At 40.9% G+C, this 20621-nt stretch carries 14 protein-coding genes and 1 pseudogene; 14 read left to right on the top strand and 1 reads right to left on the bottom strand.

Annotation, left to right across the window (positions count from 1 at the left end):
* Positions 1 to 209 precede the first annotated feature (209 nt).
* From HNQ84_RS03560 to HNQ84_RS03495, 14 genes and pseudogenes are all read left to right on the top strand, one after another.
* Positions 210 to 536: a nucleoside triphosphate pyrophosphohydrolase gene (locus HNQ84_RS03560; RefSeq protein ID WP_435621200.1), complete on the top strand. Its 327-nt coding sequence runs from the start codon at positions 210 to 212 to the stop codon at positions 534 to 536.
* On the top strand, positions 529 to 2952 hold the full coding sequence (locus HNQ84_RS03555; protein WP_435621199.1) for a DEAD/DEAH box helicase family protein: 2424 nt from the start codon (positions 529 to 531) through the stop codon (positions 2950 to 2952). The genes HNQ84_RS03560 and HNQ84_RS03555 overlap by 8 nt, the downstream gene beginning before the upstream one ends.
* A gap of 179 nt (positions 2953 to 3131) precedes the next feature.
* Complete coding sequence (locus HNQ84_RS03550) at positions 3132 to 5030, top strand: N-6 DNA methylase (protein ID WP_435621198.1); 1899 nt, start codon at positions 3132 to 3134, stop codon at positions 5028 to 5030.
* Positions 5031 to 5185: 155 nt separating this feature from the next.
* Positions 5186 to 6679 carry a class I SAM-dependent DNA methyltransferase gene (locus tag HNQ84_RS03545; RefSeq protein WP_435621197.1) on the top strand — a complete coding sequence of 498 codons (1494 nt, stop codon included), beginning with the start codon at positions 5186 to 5188 and terminating at the stop codon, positions 6677 to 6679.
* Complete coding sequence (locus tag HNQ84_RS03540; protein ID WP_435621196.1) at positions 6669 to 8003, top strand: restriction endonuclease subunit S; 1335 nt, start codon at positions 6669 to 6671, stop codon at positions 8001 to 8003. The genes HNQ84_RS03545 and HNQ84_RS03540 overlap by 11 nt, the downstream gene beginning before the upstream one ends.
* Entirely contained in the window at positions 7982 to 10993 is a 3012-nt protein-coding gene (locus HNQ84_RS03535) for a type I restriction endonuclease subunit R (protein ID WP_435621195.1), read from the top strand. The genes HNQ84_RS03540 and HNQ84_RS03535 overlap by 22 nt, the downstream gene beginning before the upstream one ends.
* Before the next feature lie 120 nt (positions 10994 to 11113).
* Positions 11114 to 11599, top strand: coding sequence for a competence protein CoiA family protein (locus HNQ84_RS03530; RefSeq protein WP_435621194.1), 486 nt, complete (start codon positions 11114 to 11116; stop codon positions 11597 to 11599).
* A gap of 72 nt (positions 11600 to 11671) precedes the next feature.
* Positions 11672 to 11821, top strand: coding sequence for a hypothetical protein (locus HNQ84_RS03525; protein ID WP_435621193.1), 150 nt, complete (start codon positions 11672 to 11674; stop codon positions 11819 to 11821).
* 12 nt (positions 11822 to 11833) lie between these two features.
* Positions 11834 to 12040: pseudogene (locus tag HNQ84_RS03520) on the top strand (YdbC family protein); the annotation flags it as partial.
* 381 nt (positions 12041 to 12421) lie between these two features.
* A complete protein-coding gene (locus tag HNQ84_RS03515; RefSeq protein WP_268853022.1) occupies positions 12422 to 14098 on the top strand; it encodes a DUF262 domain-containing protein in 1677 nt (558 codons plus the stop codon).
* Between the two features lie 25 nt (positions 14099 to 14123).
* Positions 14124 to 14408 carry a type II toxin-antitoxin system HicB family antitoxin gene (locus HNQ84_RS03510; RefSeq protein ID WP_435621192.1) on the top strand — a complete coding sequence of 95 codons (285 nt, stop codon included), beginning with the start codon at positions 14124 to 14126 and terminating at the stop codon, positions 14406 to 14408.
* Positions 14409 to 14660: 252 nt separating this feature from the next.
* A complete protein-coding gene (locus HNQ84_RS03505; protein WP_435621191.1) occupies positions 14661 to 15719 on the top strand; it encodes a tetratricopeptide repeat protein in 1059 nt (352 codons plus the stop codon).
* 66 nt (positions 15720 to 15785) lie between these two features.
* The gene (locus tag HNQ84_RS03500) at positions 15786 to 17207 is read left to right on the top strand and encodes a M20/M25/M40 family metallo-hydrolase (protein WP_435621190.1); all 1422 of its coding nucleotides are present in this window, start codon (positions 15786 to 15788) and stop codon (positions 17205 to 17207) included.
* 207 nt (positions 17208 to 17414) lie between these two features.
* On the top strand, positions 17415 to 18056 hold the full coding sequence (locus HNQ84_RS03495) for a tetratricopeptide repeat protein (RefSeq protein WP_246348813.1): 642 nt from the start codon (positions 17415 to 17417) through the stop codon (positions 18054 to 18056).
* A 264-nt stretch (positions 18057 to 18320) separates the two neighbouring features.
* Here the strand turns inward: HNQ84_RS03495 and katG are convergent, their stop codons facing one another.
* The gene (gene katG, locus HNQ84_RS03490) at positions 18321 to 20507 is read right to left on the bottom strand and encodes a catalase/peroxidase HPI (protein WP_435621189.1); all 2187 of its coding nucleotides are present in this window, start codon (positions 20505 to 20507) and stop codon (positions 18321 to 18323) included.
* Positions 20508 to 20621: the final 114 nt, after the last annotated feature.

Raw genomic sequence — 20621 nt, 5'->3', positions numbered from 1 at the left:
GTGTCCCCGATGATCCTCAAGATCATTATCCAAGAACATCGCGAAAAGTCCAACCCCGATGTTTGTGAAATATGGTTGCGACCCACGGGGGAGGGGCGCCCCTCCCCCGTGGGCAAGTCACCCAAGAATATACGATTGTCAAGGAGCGTATCGAACTGGAAGTTCGATTTAAAAATCTTTCTAAACATACTATACGAGGAGAGGGTACGATGCCTGTTTATAATAAATTGGTTCGAGATTTGATTCCTAAAATTATTGAAGAAGCAGGGAAGACGTTTACAACGCGCACGTTAAGTGACGAAGAATATCGCCAAGAATTGCGAAAAAAAGCGTTTGAGGAATTAGGGGAATATATGAATGCATCAGATGATGTCACAGCGGTCGAAGAACTAGCTGATTTATTGGAAATTATTCATGCGCTTGCTGAATGTCACGGGGCAACGATGGAACAAGTCGAAGCCATTCGTGCCTCGAAAGCGGAACAACGAGGAGGGTTTAAAGAGAAAATTTTCTTAATTGAGGTACACGATGAGTAAAATCGAGTTTGTCAAAAGTCATTTAATTGAAAAACTAAATGAGCACATTGAAACATCTTCAACGATTTATATTTTAACGTCATTTGTGATGAAGTCGGGTGTGGAGGTCATTCAAAAAACGCTAAGAAAAGCTGCTGAACGAGGAGCGGACATAAAAATTTGCGCTGGTGATTATTTATATGTCACACAACCAGAAGCTTTGCGTCAGCTCTCAACGATCCATCCAAACATCGAAGTCCGTCTATGGAAAAGTGAAGGCGTTTCTTTTCATCCAAAGGCATATTTATTTGAAAAACAAGATGATGGGTATTTTATTATTGGTTCTTCCAATTTATCACGTTCAGCGTTAACGAGTGGCATAGAATGGAATATTGGTATACATAAGGGTGTAGAAGAAAGTGTATTTGCAGAAGTAATGAACGAGTTTTTGGCTCTTTTTTATGCAGAACAAACGGTGCAAGTGAATGCCGAAACGTTACAACAATATGAAGAACAATATGCTATTTATCATCAACGTCATACGAACCTCGTGCGACAATGGACGAAGCTAGAGGAAGTAGAATTGACGATTCCTATCGGAATGACAGAAGAGACGGAAGTCATTCACGATGAACAAGCATCATACGGAGTCATTCGACCGCGGTTTGCGCAAGTGGAAGCACTCGCCCAGCTAGAAGCAACGTACGAAGAAGGATACGATCGCGCGATGGTCGTTATGGCGACAGGGCTTGGAAAAACGTACTTGGCTGCTTTTTTCGCTCGAAAGTTTCAAAGAGTGCTATTTGTAGCGCATCGGGAAGAAATTTTGCATCAAGCGAAGCGGTCGTTTGCGCAAGTGCTTTCCGATAAGACGTTTGGCATTTACGACGGCAAAATAAAAGAAAGGCAAGCCGATGTCGTCTTTGCGTCGATTTTTACGCTAAGCATGAAAAAACATTTAGAAATATTTGCGGAAAACGCGTTTGATCTCATTGTCATTGACGAATTTCATCATGCCGCGGCGAAGTCATATGAACGAGTGCTTGCGTATTTCCATCCGAAATTTTTACTCGGCATTACCGCAACCCCTGATCGCAACGACTATAAAGACGTATATGCGCTCTGTGACGGGAATGTGGCGTACCGTATTGATTTTATCGAAGCAGTACAGCGCGGCTGGCTTGCGCCGTTTCGGTATTATGGCGTGTATGATGACACCGACTATACGAAAATCGCCTGGCGCGGCAACCGCTACGATGAAGAACAATTGTTACAGGCGCAGTTGCGCACAGAAATGGCAGAAAATATTTTGCGAGCTTGGGAGAAATATAAGCAAACGAAAACGCTCGTGTTTTGTTCTTCCATTCGCCAAGCGGATTTTTTGGCCAATTATTTTAACGAACACGGCTACCGTACGGTGAGTTTGCATTCAAAACAAGTACATATTACGCGCACGAAAGCGATTGAACTACTCGAAAAAGGCGAATTAGACGCGATTTTCACCGTCGATTTATTTAACGAAGGCGTCGATATTCCAGCGGTTGATACGCTATTATTCGTTCGTCCGACCGAGTCATTAACGATTTTCACTCAACAAGTTGGGCGTGGCTTGCGTCTCCATCCAGCCAAACAGTATTGTGTCATTATCGATTTAATCGGAAACTATCGCAACGCCGATGTGAAACTCGCCTTATTCGATACGCAAAAAGAAGAGAGAAAAAAACGAAAATCTATGGTTCCTGTTGTTCCAGACGGATGTGTCGTCGACTTTGATGTTCGCGTCGTTCATTTATTAGAAGAAATGCGCAGAAAACGCCAACCACGCAAAGAAAAATTATTAGTAGACTATTACGACGTAAAACAACAGCTCGGCCGCCGTCCGACATATCTTGAACTTCATTTGCATGGACGAAGTGAAGCAAAAGAATACAGGGACGAATTCAAATCGTACGTCGGCTTTCTTTACTGGGCGGACGAATTGTCCGAGCGGGAAAAAGAAGTGTTTTTAAAGTACGAATCATGGCTTATCGAAGTCGAGCGAACAGTGATGACAAAAAGCTACAAAATGGTCGTCTTGCAGGCGATGCTAAACCGCGGGCCGTCGCACTGGCATTTGCCAATCACGCCAACCGAAGCCGCCCCATTTTTCCATCAATATTTGACGGAAAAAGAATACCGAAAACGCATCGACTTCTCCGACGGGGAAACGAAGCGCTTATGGCAATACGACGAGCAAAAGGTCGCCAAACTCATCGCCAAAATGCCGATGACGAAATGGAGCGGCAGTCCCAACGGGCTTGTTTCGTTTGCGAATAACATCTTCTCGCTCAACTTCTCCATCGCGCCAGAAGACGAACACATGCTATACGAATGGACGCAACAGATTTGCGAGTATCGGTTGCATGTGTACTTTGAGAGGAGGGGTGGGGGGAAGTAGGGGGACGGTGCTGCTAGCGCTGTCCCATTATTATTTATAATGAGTAATTTAATTACTAAAAAAGTGTTGACTACTTATTCTTTGTTGATGTATATTTTGTATAGAGTTTATTTTAATAGCGGTTATCTACAAAAGATAATAGCATTACTAACTAAAAATAATTATGAGGTGTCTACTTTATGAACTACGAACAGGAATTATTTTCATTGTTTGAGATGCTGCGGGAAGAGGCGACTGTCAGTGATTCACTCCAAATAATTACATCCGTAGCAAGCGTCAAATTTTTAGAATTACATAAAGAACAGTACAATCTGCCCACTACCCTTACGTTAGAGTTTCTTTTAAAAGAAGGTGCGTTTTTAGCGGAAAAATTAAAAGCGATGTTAAATGAATTAGAGGGACGAATTCCTTTTTTAAAAGGGGTTTACGAACCACTTTATTCGTCCATTCCGTTCAGCGACAGCACATTGTATCGTCTGTTCTCTCGCATTCATTCGCTCGCCTTATCGAAAGAGCAATGGACGGAATTTGTGGAGGTGTTGTTCGCGCGTGTCAGTCATATGGATACATATGCAACAGGCATCGTTTCCACACCTAGCAGCGTCAATGAACTTGGCATCCGAATGTTGCAGATGCAAAGTGGAAGTTTTTATGACGGGACGTTTGGATTGGCTGGAACATTATGTGCCGCCCACCACTACGCCTTGCGAAACGATCTAGACATTTCGTTATATGGCCAAGAAATGCATCCGCAAACGTGGGCGCTTGGAAAATTACGCTTACTATTTCACGGTCGCACAGACGCTCAGTTAGCGCAAGGGGATACATTGATACAACCAGCGTTTGTCGAAGGGAATAAGCTGAAAAAATTTGATTATGTGATGATGGACTTCCCGTTTGGGGTGAAAATGACGAACTATGAAGCGATTATCCATGATCCGTTCCATCGTTTTGTATACGGGAAGTTGCCGCGCACAAGTGCCGACATGGCGTTTGTGTTGCACGCCTTATCTTCGTTAAATGAAACGGGAAAAGCCGTTCTTGTTGTCCCGAATGGAACGCTGTTTAGAGGCGGCCCTGAAGCGGTGATACGAGAACATTTATTAGCTGCGGACGTCATTGAAGCTGTTATCGCTTTACCAGCACCTCTTGACAGCGCAGTAGCCATTCAAACGAATTTACTTGTGCTAAATAAAAACAAAGCCGCCGAAAGAAAAGGCAAGGTGTTGTTTATTAACGCAGAAAACGAGTACGCAGAAGGCTGGAGAAGAAGAAAGTATCTCGGGGAAGAGCACGTTCGTAAAATTGCAGAAATCTACCATAACGGGCTAGAAATCGAGGAAATAAGCCAATTTGTTATGGTGCAAGACATTCAAGAAACGAATTTACTAAGTAGCCGATATTTGCAACACAGCGAATTGGAAATCGAGCCGTATGGAAAAGTCAAATTCCATCTTGAACGAATCAAACAATCGACGCAAGTACAGCCGTTAAAGCAGCTTGGCACGTTTTATCGCGGCATCAACATTTCCGCGAAAGATGCGGAAACGGAAAATGGGGAATATAAAGTCATTAAATTATCAGATGTCCAAAACGGCGAACTATTAATCGAGCAACTCGCCTCTTACGAAATTAAAAACAATGCAAAAATCGAATCATATCTTGTTCAAGAAGGCGATGTCATTATTTCCAGCCGCGGCATGGGAGTAAAAGTCGCGGTCATCCCACCGCATGAAGGGAAAATATTAATCTCTCATAACTTTATCGGCATTCGCTTAAATGAAACGATTGATCCGTTTTATTTAAAAACGTTTTTAGAAAGTCCGGTCGGGCAATATTTGTTGCTAAGCAAGCAAGTAGGAACGAACGTATCGATTTTAAGCATAAAAGACTTAGAAGACATTCCGGTTCCAATGCTACCTTTAAGCGAGCAACAGGAGATGATGAAATCCTATCTCCAAGAGCAAGAGCGGCTTGACCAACAAATCAAACAACTACAGCAACAACAACACGACTCAAAACTAAAGCTGTACGAAAAAATGGGCATTCGTTCGGGGTTTGAAATTATCGGGTCGTAATACTGAAGCTCCTCTTCAATGGTGCATGCGCTCAGAAGAGGGGCAAAATAAAGAAAATGATGGAAAAATATGCTTTCCTTAAATTTGAAAATGGTTTTTATGGTAAAATAGACAAGAGATCCGTTGTTTATGTAAAAAATGAAAGGGGTAATAACATGGCAACAATCGGTTTTGAGGAAAAGTTATGGTCGGCGGCGGATAAGCTGCGAAACAATATGGATGCAGCAGAATATAAACATGTCGTATTAGGTCTTATTTTCTTAAAATACGTTTCGGATACATTTCAAGAAAAATGGGAAGAGCTTATGAAAGAGGATCCAGATTTTGCGGAAGACCGTGATGCGTATATGGCAGATGGGGTTTTCTGGGTGCCAGAAAACGCACGTTGGAATTACATAGCAGAACGTTCGAAGTCACCAGAAATTGGTAAAATAGTTGATGAAGCTTTGGATGCTATCGAAAAAGAAAATGATAGTTTAAAAGGGGTGCTCCCGAAAAATTACTCTCGTCCAGAATTAGATAAACGCATTTTAGGAGAAATCATCGACTTATTTTCTAACATTGACGTCGGTGGAAGTGAAGCAAAAGAAAAAGACGTACTTGGGCGAGTATACGAGTATTTCTTAGGTAAATTTGCTGCGAGTGAAGGAAAAGGTGGCGGAGAGTTTTACACGCCAAAATGCGTTGTAAAACTGATGGTGGAAATGATTCAACCGTTCAAAGGATATGTGTACGACCCGGCATGCGGCAGCGGTGGGATGTTCGTGCAATCGATAAAATTTGTTGAAGAACATGCTGGAAATAAGTTTGATGTTTCCATATACGGTCAAGAATCGAATCCGACGACGTGGAAACTGGCAAAAATGAACTTGGCGATTCGCGGCATTGAAAATAACCTAGGTCCGAAACATGCTGACACGTTCCATGAAGATTTACACCCGACTTTAAAAGCGGATTATATTTTAGCAAATCCACCGTTTAATGATAGCGATTGGGGACAACCGAAATTAGTCGAAGATCCACGTTGGAAGTTCGGTGTACCGCCGGCAGGAAACGCCAACTACGCATGGCTACAACATATCATTGACAAATTAGGCCAAAACGGAAAAGCGGCGGTTGTGTTAGCGAACGGTTCGTTATCATCCACGACTTCTGGCGAAGAGGAAATTCGCAAAAACATAGTCAATGCCGATTTAGTTGACGCAATTATCGCTTTACCAGAAAAATTGTTCTATACAACACCTATTCCAGTTTGTATTTGGATTTTAAACCGTAACAAGAAAAATCCGGGGAAAACATTATTCATCGACGCTCGCAAATTTGGACAGCTCGTCACACGTAAATTGCGTGAGTTAACAGACGAAGATATACGTAAAATTGCGGATACGTATATCAATTGGCAAAACAATGATAACTACGAAGACGTTCAAGGTTTTTGCAAATCCGCTTCACTCGAAGAAATTCGTGAGCACGACTATATCCTAACGCCGGGACGCTATGTCGGCATCGAAGAAGAGGAAGAAGACGGAGAACCATTCGAAGAAAAAATGGAACGGCTCACAACAACATTAGCAAAACAATTCAAGAAATCGAGAGAACTGGAAGAAGAAATTCGCAAGCAGTTGGGGGGGATAGGGTATGAGTTGTAGTGAATGGAAGGAAGTAAAATTAATAGATGCTGTAGAGATGAATCCTAGAACGATCTTAAAAAAAGGAACTCTAGCCAAAAAAGTATCTATGCAAGACATAGCGGAATTCACGAGAAAAATACAGTCATATGAAATTGCAGAGTTTACATCCGGTTCAAAATTTAAAAATGGTGATACTCTGTTTGCAAGAATAACTCCATGTCTAGAAAATGGTAAAACTGCTTATGTTGATATTCTTGAGGATGATGAAGTTGCTTTTGGTTCTACAGAGTTTATCGTGTTCAGGGCAAAAGAAGGAATAACTGACAGCAAATTTGTATATTACTTAACTATTTCACCGGAATTTAGAAATATAGCAATAAAATCTATGACCGGTTCATCTGGTAGACAAAGAGTACAAAATGATGTGTTAGCTAACACCATTATTAATCTGCCACCATTACAGGAGCAAAAAAGAATAGCGCATCTGTTATCTGTAATTGACGACAAAATCGAGCTCAATAACGAAATGAACAAAACGTTGGAAGAAATAGCCCAAGCTATTTTCCAACGTTGGTTTGTTGATTTCGAGTTTCCAAATGCAAACGGAGAACCGTACAAATCAAGCGGCGGGAAGTTGGTTGAAAGTGAGTTAGGGATGATACCAAAAAGATGGAGAGTTGGGAATTTCAGGGAAATAACAGAAAGTGTACTTGGAGGTGATTGGGGGAAAGAATCGCCGCAAGGAAATTATATAAAAGAGGTATATTGTCTAAGAGGGACAGATATTCCAGAAATTTCAATAGGGAAGGAAGGATCATTGCCGAAAAGATATATATTAGAAAAAAATCATAAAAATAAAAAATTAAATAATGGTGATTTAGTGGTTGAGATATCAGGAGGTAGTCCTACGCAATCCACTGGAAGAATAACATATGTGAATGAAGAAGTACTGTCCAAATTTGATGCTGATATAGTCTGTACAAATTTTTGTAGGGCTATTAGTTTAGTTAATAAAAATTTCACAGAATTTTTCTATTTCTATTGGAAAATGCTTTACGATGCGCGGGTATTTTTCCAGTATGAAAATGGAACAACCGGTATAAAAAACTTAGATATTAATACGTTTTTAGATAAGTATGCAATTGTAATACCAGATAATAAGACAATTGAATCTTTTCATAATATTATTAGTGTTTTGCTGAAAAAAATTCAGGAAAATGGAACTGAGAATAAAAAACTTTCGACAATAAGAGATACTTTACTTCCTAAACTCATATCTGGTGAAATTCGTGTTCCTGATGCCGAGCGGGAGGTGGAAGCATGTTTACAGAAGAGCAATTAGAAAATGTCGTAATTGAGTATTTTCAAGAGCTTGGGTACAACTATCTTCATGCGAGTGAGTTAGAGCGGGATGAAAAAGAAGTGTTGTTGTTTGACCGTTTGGAAGCGGCGCTGGTGAGACTGAATCCGGGTTTGTCTTTGGATGTGATTCGGGAAGCAATTCGAAAAATTCGTCATTTTGATACGAACGATGTATTTACGAATAATAAAGTGTTTCATAAGTATTTGACGGAAACGGTGGAAGTGGCTGAGTTTGTGAACGGGGAAACAGTTTACCATCGCGTTCGGCTCATCGATTGGGAAGTACCTGAAAATAATGATTTTCTTGTTGTAAATCAATTAGAGATCGTTGAAAAAGGTCAGAAGAAAATCCCTGACATTGTACTATATGTAAACGGAATCCCGCTTGTCGTATTCGAGTTAAAAAGTACATCACGCGAAGAAGTCGATATTGAAGATGCATACAAACAATTGAAAAATTATATGAACGTCCACATTCCTTCTTTATTCTATTACAATGCGTTTCTCGTGATTAGTGATGGGGTGAAAGCCCGAGCTGGAACAATCACAGCACCGCTTGATCGCTTTTTGGCGTGGAAAAAGATTAATATCGAAGACGAGGTTGTTGAAAATCGTGAATTAGAGACATTAATGTACGGATTATTCAATCAAAAACGCTTTTTGGATGTCATAAAAAACTTCACTTTGTTTACAAATGAAGCGAAAATTATGGCTGCGTATCACCAATATTATGGAATGAAAAAAGCTATCGAGTCCACAATACGAGCAGTTGGAAAAGATGGACGCGCTGGGGTTATTTGGCATACGCAAGGAAGTGGGAAAAGTTATTCCATGGTGTTCCTTGCTGGGAACTTAGTGAAACGGGAAGGATTGAAAAATCCAACGATTGTCGTCATTACCGATCGGAATGATTTAGACGGACAACTATTCGAAACATTTTCCGGGGCAAGTGAATTTTTGCGGCAAACACCACAACAAGCGGAAACACGGAGTCATATAAAAGAGCTATTGGAAAATCGTCAAACTGGTGGGATTATTTTTTCGACGATTCAAAAGTTTGAAGAAGAAACTGGCTTGCTTTCTGATCGAGAAAATGTCATTGTCATGGTTGATGAAGCTCATCGCACACAATACGGTGTCGATCCGAAATACGATATTGAAACCGGTGAACAAAAGTACGGCTATGCGAAATATTTGCGGGAAGCTTTGCCGAATGCGACGTATATCGCGTTTACTGGCACGCCGATTGAAACAACGGACAAATCGACAACCGGACTGTTCGGTGATGTTATTGACGTATATGATATGACACAAGCGGTTCAAGACGGGGCAACCGTGAAAATTTATTATGAATCCCGCTTGGCGAAGGTAAAACTAGACGAGACGAAAATGAATGAAATTGATCAAGAATATTGGAATATGCAAGTCAATGAAGGTGTTGACGACTATATTGTGGAACAAAGCCAGAAAAGCTTGAGTCGCATGGAGCAAATTATCGGCGATAAAGACCGAATTAGAGAAGTCGTAGCCGACATTATCAGCCATTACGAAGAGCGCGAAAATCTCGTCGCGGGGAAAGCGATGATTGTCGCCTATTCGCGAAAAACAGCATTTGCGATGTATCAAGAAATCATGAGACAACGCCCCGATTGGAAAGAAAAAGTGAAAATTGTCATGACAGAAAACAACCAAGATCCAGAAGAATTGGCGAAGCTTGTTGGGAATAAACAAACGAGGAAACAGCGGGAGAAAGAATTTAAAGATGTCAATCATCCGTTCAAAATCGTGATTGTTGTTGATATGTGGCTAACCGGTTTCGATGTTCCAGCGCTTGATACGATGTATATCGATAAACCGATGAAGGCACATAACTTGATGCAAGCCATCGCCCGCGTCAATCGTGTCTATCCAGGCAAGACAGGCGGATTGATTGTGGACTATATTGGTTTAAAGAGAAACTTAATGGAAGCCTTGCAAACGTATACGAAACGTGACCAAGATAAAGTGCAGGAAAACGAACAAGCTCGCGATATTGCGTTAAACATCCTCGAAGTGTTGCGCAACATGTTCTATTCGTTTGATTATCGTGCCTTTTTCGGTGATAGCGATAAAAAGCGCTATGAAGTCATTCGCGACGGAGCAGAATTTGTTCAGCAAACAGAAAAAAGAAAATCGCTGTTTATGACGGAAACGAAAAAGTTGAAAGATGTTTATAAAATTTGCACCGGTTTGCTGACGAAAGAACAAAAAGAGGAAATTTCTTATTTTGTCGCTGTCCGTTCGTTTATTATGAAATCTTCACGAACAGGTACACCAGATTTAAAAGAAGTGAATGAGAGAATCTCGAAAATGCTGGAAGAAGCAATTTTAGAAGATGAAGTGATGGTGTTGACCCAAGCGGTTTCATCGGAAAGTTTTGATTTGTTGAATGAAGAAAATATCAAAAAACTACGGGTATTGCCGCAAAAAAATATTGCGACAACGATTTTAATGCGCGTATTAAAGCAAAAATTACAAGATGTGAAAAAGACAAACATGACGGTGAGCCAAACATTCTCCAAGCGTTTCGAGAAAATACTTGAAAAATATAATAACCGGAACGACTATATGGACGTGTACGAAGTGTTTGAAGAGCTTATTAAATTTAAAGAAGAGCTAGAAGAAGCGATTCAAGCAGGGAAGCAACTTGGCTTAACCGACGAGGAAAAGGCATTTTTTGATGTGCTAGGCTCTGATCCAGATATTAAAAAGTTAATGGAAGATGTCATTTTAATCAAAATCGCTAAAGAGCTAGCGAAAACGGTAAAAGAAAATCGCACACATGACTGGGATAAAAAAGCTCAAGCCCAAGCCCGCATGCGTCTAGAAATAAAAAAAGTGCTTCGTAAATACGACTACCCGCCAAACAAACAACCGAAGGCGGTTGAGGATGTGTTAGAGCAGGCGAAGTTGCAATGTATGAATATGTGAAGCAGATAGAGAGTCCCTGTGCGGGGAGACAGTAATTATGGAATTGCTGTCTCTCTTGGGAATTTGTTTATTAACTAAATAAACGTTATTCAATAATTTTGTAAGGGGTTTCTTGTTTATATGGAAAGAGCATTTGATCAATTAGGGAAGCTTGTTCATGCAAAAAACGCACATAAGTATGGCATTGTTTATACGTGTCCTTGTTGTGGGGCGAGAGTATTTAAAGCAGAGGGAAGAATACAATCCGCCCATTTTCGCCATGAGCGAGGGCAAGGGTCTGAACGATGCGAGCTTTACGTTCAACGTTTAACAGGGTCGTCTCATTTTAATGATTATTCGGCGATAGTAAATCGCCCCTTTATTACGTTTGAACCGTTTGAAGACGATTGGGAACTTTTTATTACATTCCCTTACTTAACTCCTTCTCAAGCGAGACAATGCGATTTACAACATTTACACTTTAAAATAAAATGCAATGAAATGAATTCCTTTATTTCATCCGCCCAGCTCTGGCCAAGCTCTAATGAAAATAAACTTCGGATTGTTCCTAAAGAAAGCTACAGTTTCTCTTTTGGCGAACAGTGCCTGGCACTGTTCGCCATTTAAAGAGCGGGCGATAATAAAAACAGCGACAGCTACAACGCCGATTACGACGCGATATTAAACGATGAAAAGAAAGTGTTGTATGTTGCGGTGACGCGAGCGAGAAAAGAAGTGCAGCTCATGTATACTGGAAAGACGTTCCGCAGCATTTCACCGTTTGTGCGCGATTTTTACCGAGCGGATTATGACGCCTTTGGCTTTGATTCAGCGATTTATTCGAAGTAGAGGTGAGGTTCTATGACTAAAATTCAGTTTGACATTAAACAAAAGATTGCCGTCCTGTCGGAATCAGGGAAGGGATGGAGCAAGGAGCTTAATCTCATTAGCTGGAACGGCTATCCGGCGAAATTTGATATACGGGATTGGGATGTAGCTCATGAGAAAATGGGAAAAGGGGTTACGTTAACAGAGGATGAGCTGAAGGCGTTGTACCACGCTTTGCAGCGCTGGTTTGAAGAAGAAAAAAATGAGGGGAAAGATGTTTCGTGGAACGGTTTATTAGAGCGATGGACACAGCGTGCCCCCTTGTTTATTCAGCAGTTGAAAAATATTTTATTATATTTGCAAGAGCGCCAATACCCGCTGGAGAAGCAAAGACAGCTGCTGTATGCCACCGTTTTTCCTGAGTTTGAAGAGGCGCTCCGTTATGAAATAGAAACTATTCGTAGCATACACGAAGTCGAGTATGCCGAATTTGTCCAATTGCTTCGAACATTAAAACCGGAACAGGTGGAGCAGTTTTTTATGACATTGAAACAGTAAGTGTATCAAGAAAATGGGTTCAAACACTGTTTTCTGAGTTCTTAACAATGAGGTGTATATACGATGACACATGGAAAAATAGATGCCGATAAAAGAGTACTACAGAAAATTTTTTCGCCGGATTTTTGGTTTGTTATACCAGAATACCAACGTTCCTATGTTTGGCAATCGGAAAATATACAGGATTTAATTGACGATTTGTATTACGCATTTATGAATAAACGCGATAGCGAGTATTTCCTTGGTTCACTCGTTTTAAAGCGAACAAAAAATAAAGATTTTGCAGAATATGAAGTGTTAGATGGGCAGCAGCGGTTAACCACATTCTTTTTAATGTTTGCTGTTTTAAGAGATTTGCTAGAAGAACGAGCGTTTAAAAATAACCTTCAGCAGAAAATTTATCAAGAAGCTGATGAACTTGATATGGTACCTGAAAGGCAACGTATTACCTACCAGATTAGGGATCAAGTAGAAGACTTTATAAAGAAATATGTTATTGCTTTAGATGGAACTACGTTAATTGATGAATTGAAAGTAGAAAAGGAAAAAGATAATGTATCAATTTCCAATATGGCTAATGCGATACTTGTATTAAGAGAGCAGCTAGAAGATAAAGAAGAACTAGGAGAATTTGTTAAATTTATTTTTAATAAAGCGCTGGTTATTTATGTATCAACGGATAATACGGAAGATGCGTTTAGGATGTTTACAATATTAAATGATAGAGGTATCCCTTTAACGAGCGCAGATATTCTTAAATCAATGAACATCGGGCAATTGCATAATGAAAAAGAAATAAAAAAGTATGCGAAATATTGGGAAGAGATCGAGGGGCGTTTTGGAGAGGGATTTGATCGTTTTCTAAACTTCGTCAGAACAATTATCGTAAAAGAGAAAGCAAGAACAAATTTATTGGAAGAATTTGAGGAAAAGATTTATAAAGCTGGGAAGCTGACGCAAGGAAAAGAAACGCTGGATTTTATTAAACAGTATGATGAAGTGTACGAAAATGTCATCGAATTAGCTGATAATGAGTTGAGTAACGCATTTAAAAATCTCATTACTATTATGAAGATAGGATTCCGTTCAGAGGACTGGATACCTCCTGTCATGTATTATTACGCTAAGTTTAAAACAAATAAGATAGATGAATTTTTACGGAAGTTGGAATTTAAATTTGCTGGTGATTGGATTTCTGGGGTAAATTCAACTCCGAGATTAGAAGCGATGAATAATATTTTAAAAGCCATTGAACAAACGGATGTGTCTAATGTGAATGATTTAATAAATAATGATGACATTTTTTCAGTGGATGTGGAGGAGTTTAAGCGACAGATTAGCGGTAACGTGTACAAAAAACAATATGCAAAGTATTTGTTGTTAAAGATGGAGTATTTATTGGGGGATAACACCGTTCATTTATCTGGTTATAAAAACATAAGCGTGGAGCATATTTTGCCACAAAATCCGGATAAGAATAGTCAATGGGTACAAGATTTCACGGAGGACGAGAGAGCGTATTGGACAGATAAAATTGCTAACCTTGTCCTCATTAGCAAAAGAAAAAATAGTTCGTTAAGTAACTTAGATTTTAAGCAGAAAAAGGAACGTTACTTAAAAGGACATATGGACGTTTTCAAAGGAAGCAAAGTATTTATTGACCAGAAAGATGAGTGGACACCAAAGGTTTTAGAAGAACGGCAGCGACAAATGATCGATTTGTTGGCAAGACGCCCATAAAAAACGAACCACCGGAGGATAATCAATGGCCGTATATCAATTTTACCCAATCATTCAAAAAGTCGAAGAGGACGGTGGCTATATAGTTACTTTTCCAGATTTGGACAACTGCTTTACCTACAGGGAAACGTTGGTGGAGGCAGTGGAGATGGCAGAGGATGTATTGTTGACAATGCTCGACTATATGGAAGAAATAGGGGAAGACATTCCTGCAGCTTCTTCTGTCGAAAAGCTAAAGGAACTGTTGCCTAGCGGCGCCAGTCTTGTAAATATTGAGATTGATACAGATATACTAACAAACGTGGGCTAGTTTCCGTGATTTTAGCGAGAAAGTTCCTGTCTTTAGGCATAGGAGTGAATCACATTTCATCGTCTTGAATCGGACGCACAGGGCGCAAGGCACCATCGAGTAGGGTCTTGCGGAACAAAGGCGGGTTCTGCACGTAGGTGTACGGAAAAACCTTTTGTACGCAAGAACCCCACGACTTTAGTCGTTGGGAGATTCAGAGATTAGCTACCGTAGGCAATGGTACGAGCGACTAATAGATGAAGGGGCATTTTTATGAGAAGATTATCACAAATGACCATAGATGAATTATACGATCGTGAGGAACAACTTCTTGAAGAGCTAAATAGCGGTGAGGCAAAAGATTGGATTTATCATGAAATTGTCGATGTGTATGAAAACATGTACCGTTACTTATCCCGTTGTTCCGCAGAGGAACAAGAAGAGCATGGGTTTGAATATGTGAAAAAAAGGCTCGTTACTTATCTCATTCGTTACGGAACGTATTTGAAAACGCAGCTTATGAAAGATGATTATATGGCGAAAAAAGCTTTTGAAGACGCGTTGAGGTATGATAAAACGAATCCGATTGCTCATTATCGTCTCGGATTTTTAGCGTATAAGAAGAAAGAGTACGCAACGGCGCAGCGTTACTTTGAAAAAGCGCTTGAATATCAAAAGACGTATTCGAATCCGGAGTTTTGCTTAAATGAGCAACAGCTATATTATGCTCATCTGTATTCAGCGAACAGCGCTTTGTTTATGGCAGAAAAAACGTATCGATCGCTTGAGAAATTTCCTGATTATATAAACGATCAAAGAGTGCCTGCGCAACTTTCATCTTTGCACACGTTGTTGCAACAAAGTGAAAATATTTTAGCGATGCGAGCGTTTACGAAACAGACTCGGAATGGAAAAGCGTATTGTTCAAAAGAAGAATGTGAACAACTCATGATGAATAATCCTTTGAATACAGTTGTTGTTTATTTTTCTGATCGGGAAAACGTTGTAGCTTATCACGGCAGGGAAGTGTGTTTACCTTGTGATCCTGCGGAGATGCTTTGTTATTTTTTGGTGAAAACAAATGAAACGCGTCCGGCAACGAAACATGATGTGGCTATGTTTTTTCAACCTAGACAGGATGGAGAAATTTCGACAAATACGTTTGTCCAAAAAGTAAGGCGCCTTCGAGAAAGGCTAAGTCGTATTCAAGTGCCCGATATAATCGAATCATGCCAATTTAGAGACGAAACCGCCTATTATTATAACGGTTCTGTCGATTATATCATTATGTATCGAAGCGATTATACGTTTATGTTTGAAGACTATTCGTGATGACATGTGTGTCATCGCTCTTTTTTTATACTAAGTTTGTAAATAAGGAAAAGGAGCGATGATGAGATGAAAACATGGAATCAACTATTTATTCGTCAAGGTTTTATGTTGGAGGAAAAAAGTCCGAATGAGTTTATTTGCGCAAATGAGAGAAAAGAAAACGTCGAGTTTTTGTTGAAAAGTTTAGATATGGCGAATGTCGATTATACGTTTTGTGACGATGTATTAACGATTGCGAGTCCGCCGATTAGCGAAAAACAATGGCTTGAAGCAGTTGAGTTTTATCAGCGTGGCATTTGGGAAGCAATCGGGGTAGAGGAGCCGAAAGTATTTGAGTTAGATACGTATATGAGTGGTGTCATTCGTGAGTTGAATCGTCTTGGATTGCGTACAGTGTCTTGTTGTGATGGTCATGACCGACGTCGTCCTTATGTATCTTTCGATGAGCGGACGAATATGGAAAAAGTGATGCAATTGTTTCATGCATTGCAAGTCCATGTGCACTTCAGACCTTCTCGTTTTCCTGAAGTCGTGTTTTTAACAAAAAGAGAACGACTTCTTGACCTCGCTGAGCAAATGCGGAAAGTACAAATCGATTGGTTAGAACAAGGGGAAGCCTATATCCGCAAAATGCTATTTCTCTATGAGCTTGAAGAATTGCTTAGCGTTTCAGGAGAAAGCGGAAATGAACATCATATTCGCTCAGTCGTATATGAGAAACTTGAACCATATGTCGATCACATTACAATCGATCGATACGGAAACTTGCTTGCGCAAAAAACATATAAATCAGGGAATGGACCAACGATTTTGTTGAATGCGCATTTAGATACGGTAGAATCGTTTGCGCCAGGAAGAACGATTGTTAAACAAGGAGCGATTTGGTCGAGCAGTGAAGGCATTTTAGGAGCGGATGATCGCGCTGGGGTGGCGGTGTTGCTTGAAATAGCGAAATGGCTTGAAGCGTCTTCGTTTAACGGAACGGTTAAATTTGTTTTTACGGTTGAAGAGGAGTGCGGGCTTGTTGGAGCAAGCAAGCTTAGTGAATATTTTTTATGGGGCGTTGATGCAGCAATTGTCGTCGATCGGCGAGGAACGGGCGATATCGTCACGTCATGCGGCACGACCCAGCCATTTTGCGATATTCGATACGGACAGTTTTTCGAACAAGTAGCTTACGATGCCGGGTTAACTGGCTGGAAATGCACAGCTGGTGGAAGTAGTGATACGAGAATTTGGGCACAACATGGCATCCAAAGCGTGAACTTGTCCGTCGGATACGAGTGCGAACATACAGACGATGAAACATTAGATATAGATGCTTGTTACGGAACGGTACGGCTCGTTCAAGCAGTTCTTCATCAATGGCGAGACTTTTCAAGAATGTTACGGGATGTGCGTCGTGTTGATCGAAACGATTTATCTTATGTTGGTCGAAATGATTTACGTCGTGTTGATCAAAAAGTTGTCAAAGTGGAACATTTCTAGAGGGAGAGGGTGTCAAAAGTGAAATCGAAGCAGATGAAATGATCGATTTTGCGTTATGAAAAGGACGTCGCTTAGGCGTCCTTTTTTGGTGGTGTAAAAAAGTTTGATAAATAAATTTAATGGCTGTATGTCCTATCTATGAGAATTTATAGTAAAATGGAAAAGGCGAAAGTATGTTTCAACAAGAAGGGAAAGATGTGTATGAGGATGAAAAATTTACTTTTTTGGGCGCTTGTCGGTGCAAGTATTGGAGTTTTTCTAAACGTATTGAATGTCCAGTTTCCTAAGCCGATCGGAATTGGCATAATTAGTTTGATTGTTATAGGGATTGGTTGTTATCATATGTATATTCTTTTTTGGACAAAAAACGTAAATTTAGTTGAAGGTTATGTAAAAAAAAGAATCAAACATCCATATTATGCATTAACGAAAGCATTAGTACATAAGCAGTTTGAACGAGCTGAGCAATATGCCGAACAACTAGAGAAAGGTTATGCAGAAGCCAAAAAGCTAGCCCTTGTCCATATATACATAGAGCAGGGAGAATTAGAGGAAGCAGAACATGTGGCGAACGACATTCAAAACGAGAAAGCCCGTTATTATAATCAAGCATTGATTGCCCTGTTGCGCGGACAGGAAGATCGGTTCGAGAATTTGAAACAGAAAGTAAAAAAACACACGTTTTGTTATGTATTAGAAGCAGAAAGGGAGTTTCGAAATGGCGATCAAAAAGAAGCTGAGCGATATGGAAAACTAGCCATTTCTACTTCGCGTGGACTTCAACGGTATGTGCTTGTTCGTTCGTTAGAAAACCAACAAAATCATCCAAACCGCCGAACGTTTTTCTAATTAACATAGTCGATATAAATTAGGAAGCAAGGGTGTGATACAGACACATGTACATAAACAACGCATTTTCGCTTATTGTGTTTAGTCTTTTATCTTTCTTGTTAGGGATTGATTAAGTGATCCGATGGGCTCTATTGATTCATTCGATGTGTTGTTTGCTGGCTCGTTGAATAACGAAATCGTACGGCAAATTGCGCGTGATGGGGTTATTATTTATGAGAAATAAAAAGCAGGGGACAACATCGTCCGCCTGCTTTTTTTCATTTAAACCGTCACCGATGCTTTTGTTTTTTTCCGAAGGTCAAAGCGGTCAGCGTTCATCACTTTCACCCAAGCTTGAATAAAGTCGCGGACAAATTTTTCTTTGTTGTCGTCTTGGGCGTAAAATTCGGCGTAGGAGCGGAGGATCGAGTTCGATCCAAACACTAGGTCGACACGCGTTGCTGTCCAGCGGACTGCCTTTGTTTTCCGATCGCGAATGTCATACAAGCCTTCTTCTTTCGGTATCCATTCATAGTTCATATCCACGAGGTTGACGAAGAAATCGTTTGTTAGCACGCCGATACGGTCCGTGAATACGCCGTGAGGAAGGTCGCGATACGTTGCCCCTAACACGCGCAATCCGCCAACTAATACAGTCATTTCTGGAGCGGTTAAGCCGAGCAATTGGGCTTTGTCGACAAGAAGCTCCTCTGGCGTGACGCTGTATGCTTTCTTTTGATAGTTGCGGAATCCGTCGGCAAACGGTTCTAATACCGCAAAGCTTTCGACATCTGTTTGTTCTTCTGTTGCGTCGCCTCGTCCAGGCATAAACGGTACGCGAACGTCAAACCCAGCATCGCGTGCGGCTTTCTCGACCGCCGCGCTACCGCCAAGCACGATTAAATCTGCGATGCTTACTTTTTTAGGTAACTCGCGCTGAATGTCTTCGTAAACGGAAAGCACTTTGGCAAGTCGTTCTGGTTCATTCACTTCCCAATCTTTTTGCGGAGCGAGGCGAATGCGCGCCCCGTTTGCGCCGCCGCGTTTATCAGAGTTGCGGAACGTGCTAGCGGACGCCCAAGCGGTTTTCACAAGCTCGCTTACTGTGAGTCCTGATTGTAAAATGCGTGTTTTAATATCTTCGATTTCTGCATCCGTTAATTCAACATCTCCTTCTGGGATCGGGTCTTGCCAAATGAAATCTTCTTTTGGCACTTCCGGACCGAGATATCTCGTTTTTGGCCCCATGTCACGATGAATAAGTTTAAACCACGCACGAGCAAACGCATCCGCAAATTCCTCTGGATGTTCATAGAAACGGCGGGCGATTTTTTCATATTCTGGGTCAAAGCGTAACGCTAAATCAGTCGTCAGCATCATCGGTGGTACTTTCTTGTTCGCATCTTCGACATCTGGAGCGAGATGTTCTTCTTTTAAATCAATTGCTTCCCATTGATACGCACCAGCTGGGCTTTTCGTGAGTTTCCATTCATATTCAAAAAGCAACTGTAAATAGCTGTTATCCCATTGTGTAGGTGTTGGTGTCCAAGCGCCTTCAAGACCGCTTGTAATCGTATCGCGCCCTTTTCCTTTTCCATATGAACTGATCCAACCTAATCCTTGCGCTTCAATCGGAGCAGCTTCTGGATCTGGACCGACGTGTGACGCATCGCCAGCTCCGTGCGCTTTACCGAACGTATGACCACCTGCGATGAGCGCGACCGTTTCTTCGTCGTTCATGCCCATTCGTTTAAACGTCTCACGAATGTCACGTGCGGCTGCCAGCGGATCTGGATTGCCGTCAGGACCTTCTGGATTGACATAAATGAGTCCCATTTGCACAGCAGCAAGCGGATTTTCTAATTCGCGGTCGCCCGTATATCGTTCTGAGGCGAGCCATTCTTTCTCAGCACCCCAATAAATGTCTTCTTCTGGATGCCATACGTCCTCGCGACCAGCGCCAAAACCAATCGTTTTTCCTCCCATTGACTCAATGGCTACGTTGCCGGCTAATACGATTAAGTCCGCCCACGAAATTTTATTACCGTACTTCTGTTTAATCGGCCATAACAAGCGACGTGCTTTATCTAAGTTAGCGTTGTCTGGCCAACTGTTTAACGGGGCGAAACGTTGTGTACCGGTTGAAGCGCCACCTCGTCCGTCGCCAATGCGATATGTTCCTGCAGAATGCCAAGCCATGCGAATAAATAGCGGTCCGTAATGTCCGTAGTCGGCAGGCCACCAATCTTGGCTTGTCGTCATGAGCTTGCGCAAATCTTCTTTCAACGCCCAATAGTCAAGTGTTTGAAATTGTTCAGCATAGTCAAACGTTTCGTCATGAGGATTCGTTTTTCTGTCGTGCTGATGAAGAATGTTTAAGTTTAATTGATTTGGCCACCAGTCTTTGTTTGTTGTTTTTTTTGAAGTATGACTCGTCACACTTCCATGGAACGGGCATTTGTTTTCCATTCTTTTATTCCCCTTTCGTGCATATAAATCAATAAAGTCTATTTGCTTACTCAACGATAGTGATAATGATTAGTACATTAGAATTATACTAAATTAATATTTAATAGTAAAGTA

Origin of the sequence: Anoxybacillus eryuanensis (assembly GCF_051200995.1) — a bacterium.
GTDB classification, from domain to species: Bacteria; Bacillota; Bacilli; order Bacillales; family Anoxybacillaceae; genus Anoxybacillus; species Anoxybacillus tengchongensis.
This window is presented reverse-complemented; position numbering and strand designations above follow the sequence as displayed.

Coding starts and splice junctions, on each gene's coding strand:
- HNQ84_RS03505 (WP_435621191.1), top strand. CDS start 14,661: ATGAGAAGATTATCACAAATGACCATAGATGAATTATACGATCGTGAG.
- HNQ84_RS03500 (WP_435621190.1), top strand. CDS start 15,786: ATGAAAACATGGAATCAACTATTTATTCGTCAAGGTTTTATGTTGGAG.
- HNQ84_RS03530 (WP_435621194.1), top strand. CDS start 11,114: ATGGAAAGAGCATTTGATCAATTAGGGAAGCTTGTTCATGCAAAAAAC.
- HNQ84_RS03550 (WP_435621198.1), top strand. CDS start 3,132: ATGAACTACGAACAGGAATTATTTTCATTGTTTGAGATGCTGCGGGAA.
- katG (WP_435621189.1), bottom strand. CDS start 20,507: ATGGAAAACAAATGCCCGTTCCATGGAAGTGTGACGAGTCATACTTCA.
- HNQ84_RS03555 (WP_435621199.1), top strand. CDS start 529: ATGAGTAAAATCGAGTTTGTCAAAAGTCATTTAATTGAAAAACTAAAT.
- HNQ84_RS03545 (WP_435621197.1), top strand. CDS start 5,186: ATGGCAACAATCGGTTTTGAGGAAAAGTTATGGTCGGCGGCGGATAAG.
- HNQ84_RS03535 (WP_435621195.1), top strand. CDS start 7,982: ATGTTTACAGAAGAGCAATTAGAAAATGTCGTAATTGAGTATTTTCAA.
- HNQ84_RS03495 (WP_246348813.1), top strand. CDS start 17,415: ATGAAAAATTTACTTTTTTGGGCGCTTGTCGGTGCAAGTATTGGAGTT.
- HNQ84_RS03560 (WP_435621200.1), top strand. CDS start 210: ATGCCTGTTTATAATAAATTGGTTCGAGATTTGATTCCTAAAATTATT.
- HNQ84_RS03510 (WP_435621192.1), top strand. CDS start 14,124: ATGGCCGTATATCAATTTTACCCAATCATTCAAAAAGTCGAAGAGGAC.
- HNQ84_RS03515 (WP_268853022.1), top strand. CDS start 12,422: ATGACACATGGAAAAATAGATGCCGATAAAAGAGTACTACAGAAAATT.
- HNQ84_RS03540 (WP_435621196.1), top strand. CDS start 6,669: ATGAGTTGTAGTGAATGGAAGGAAGTAAAATTAATAGATGCTGTAGAG.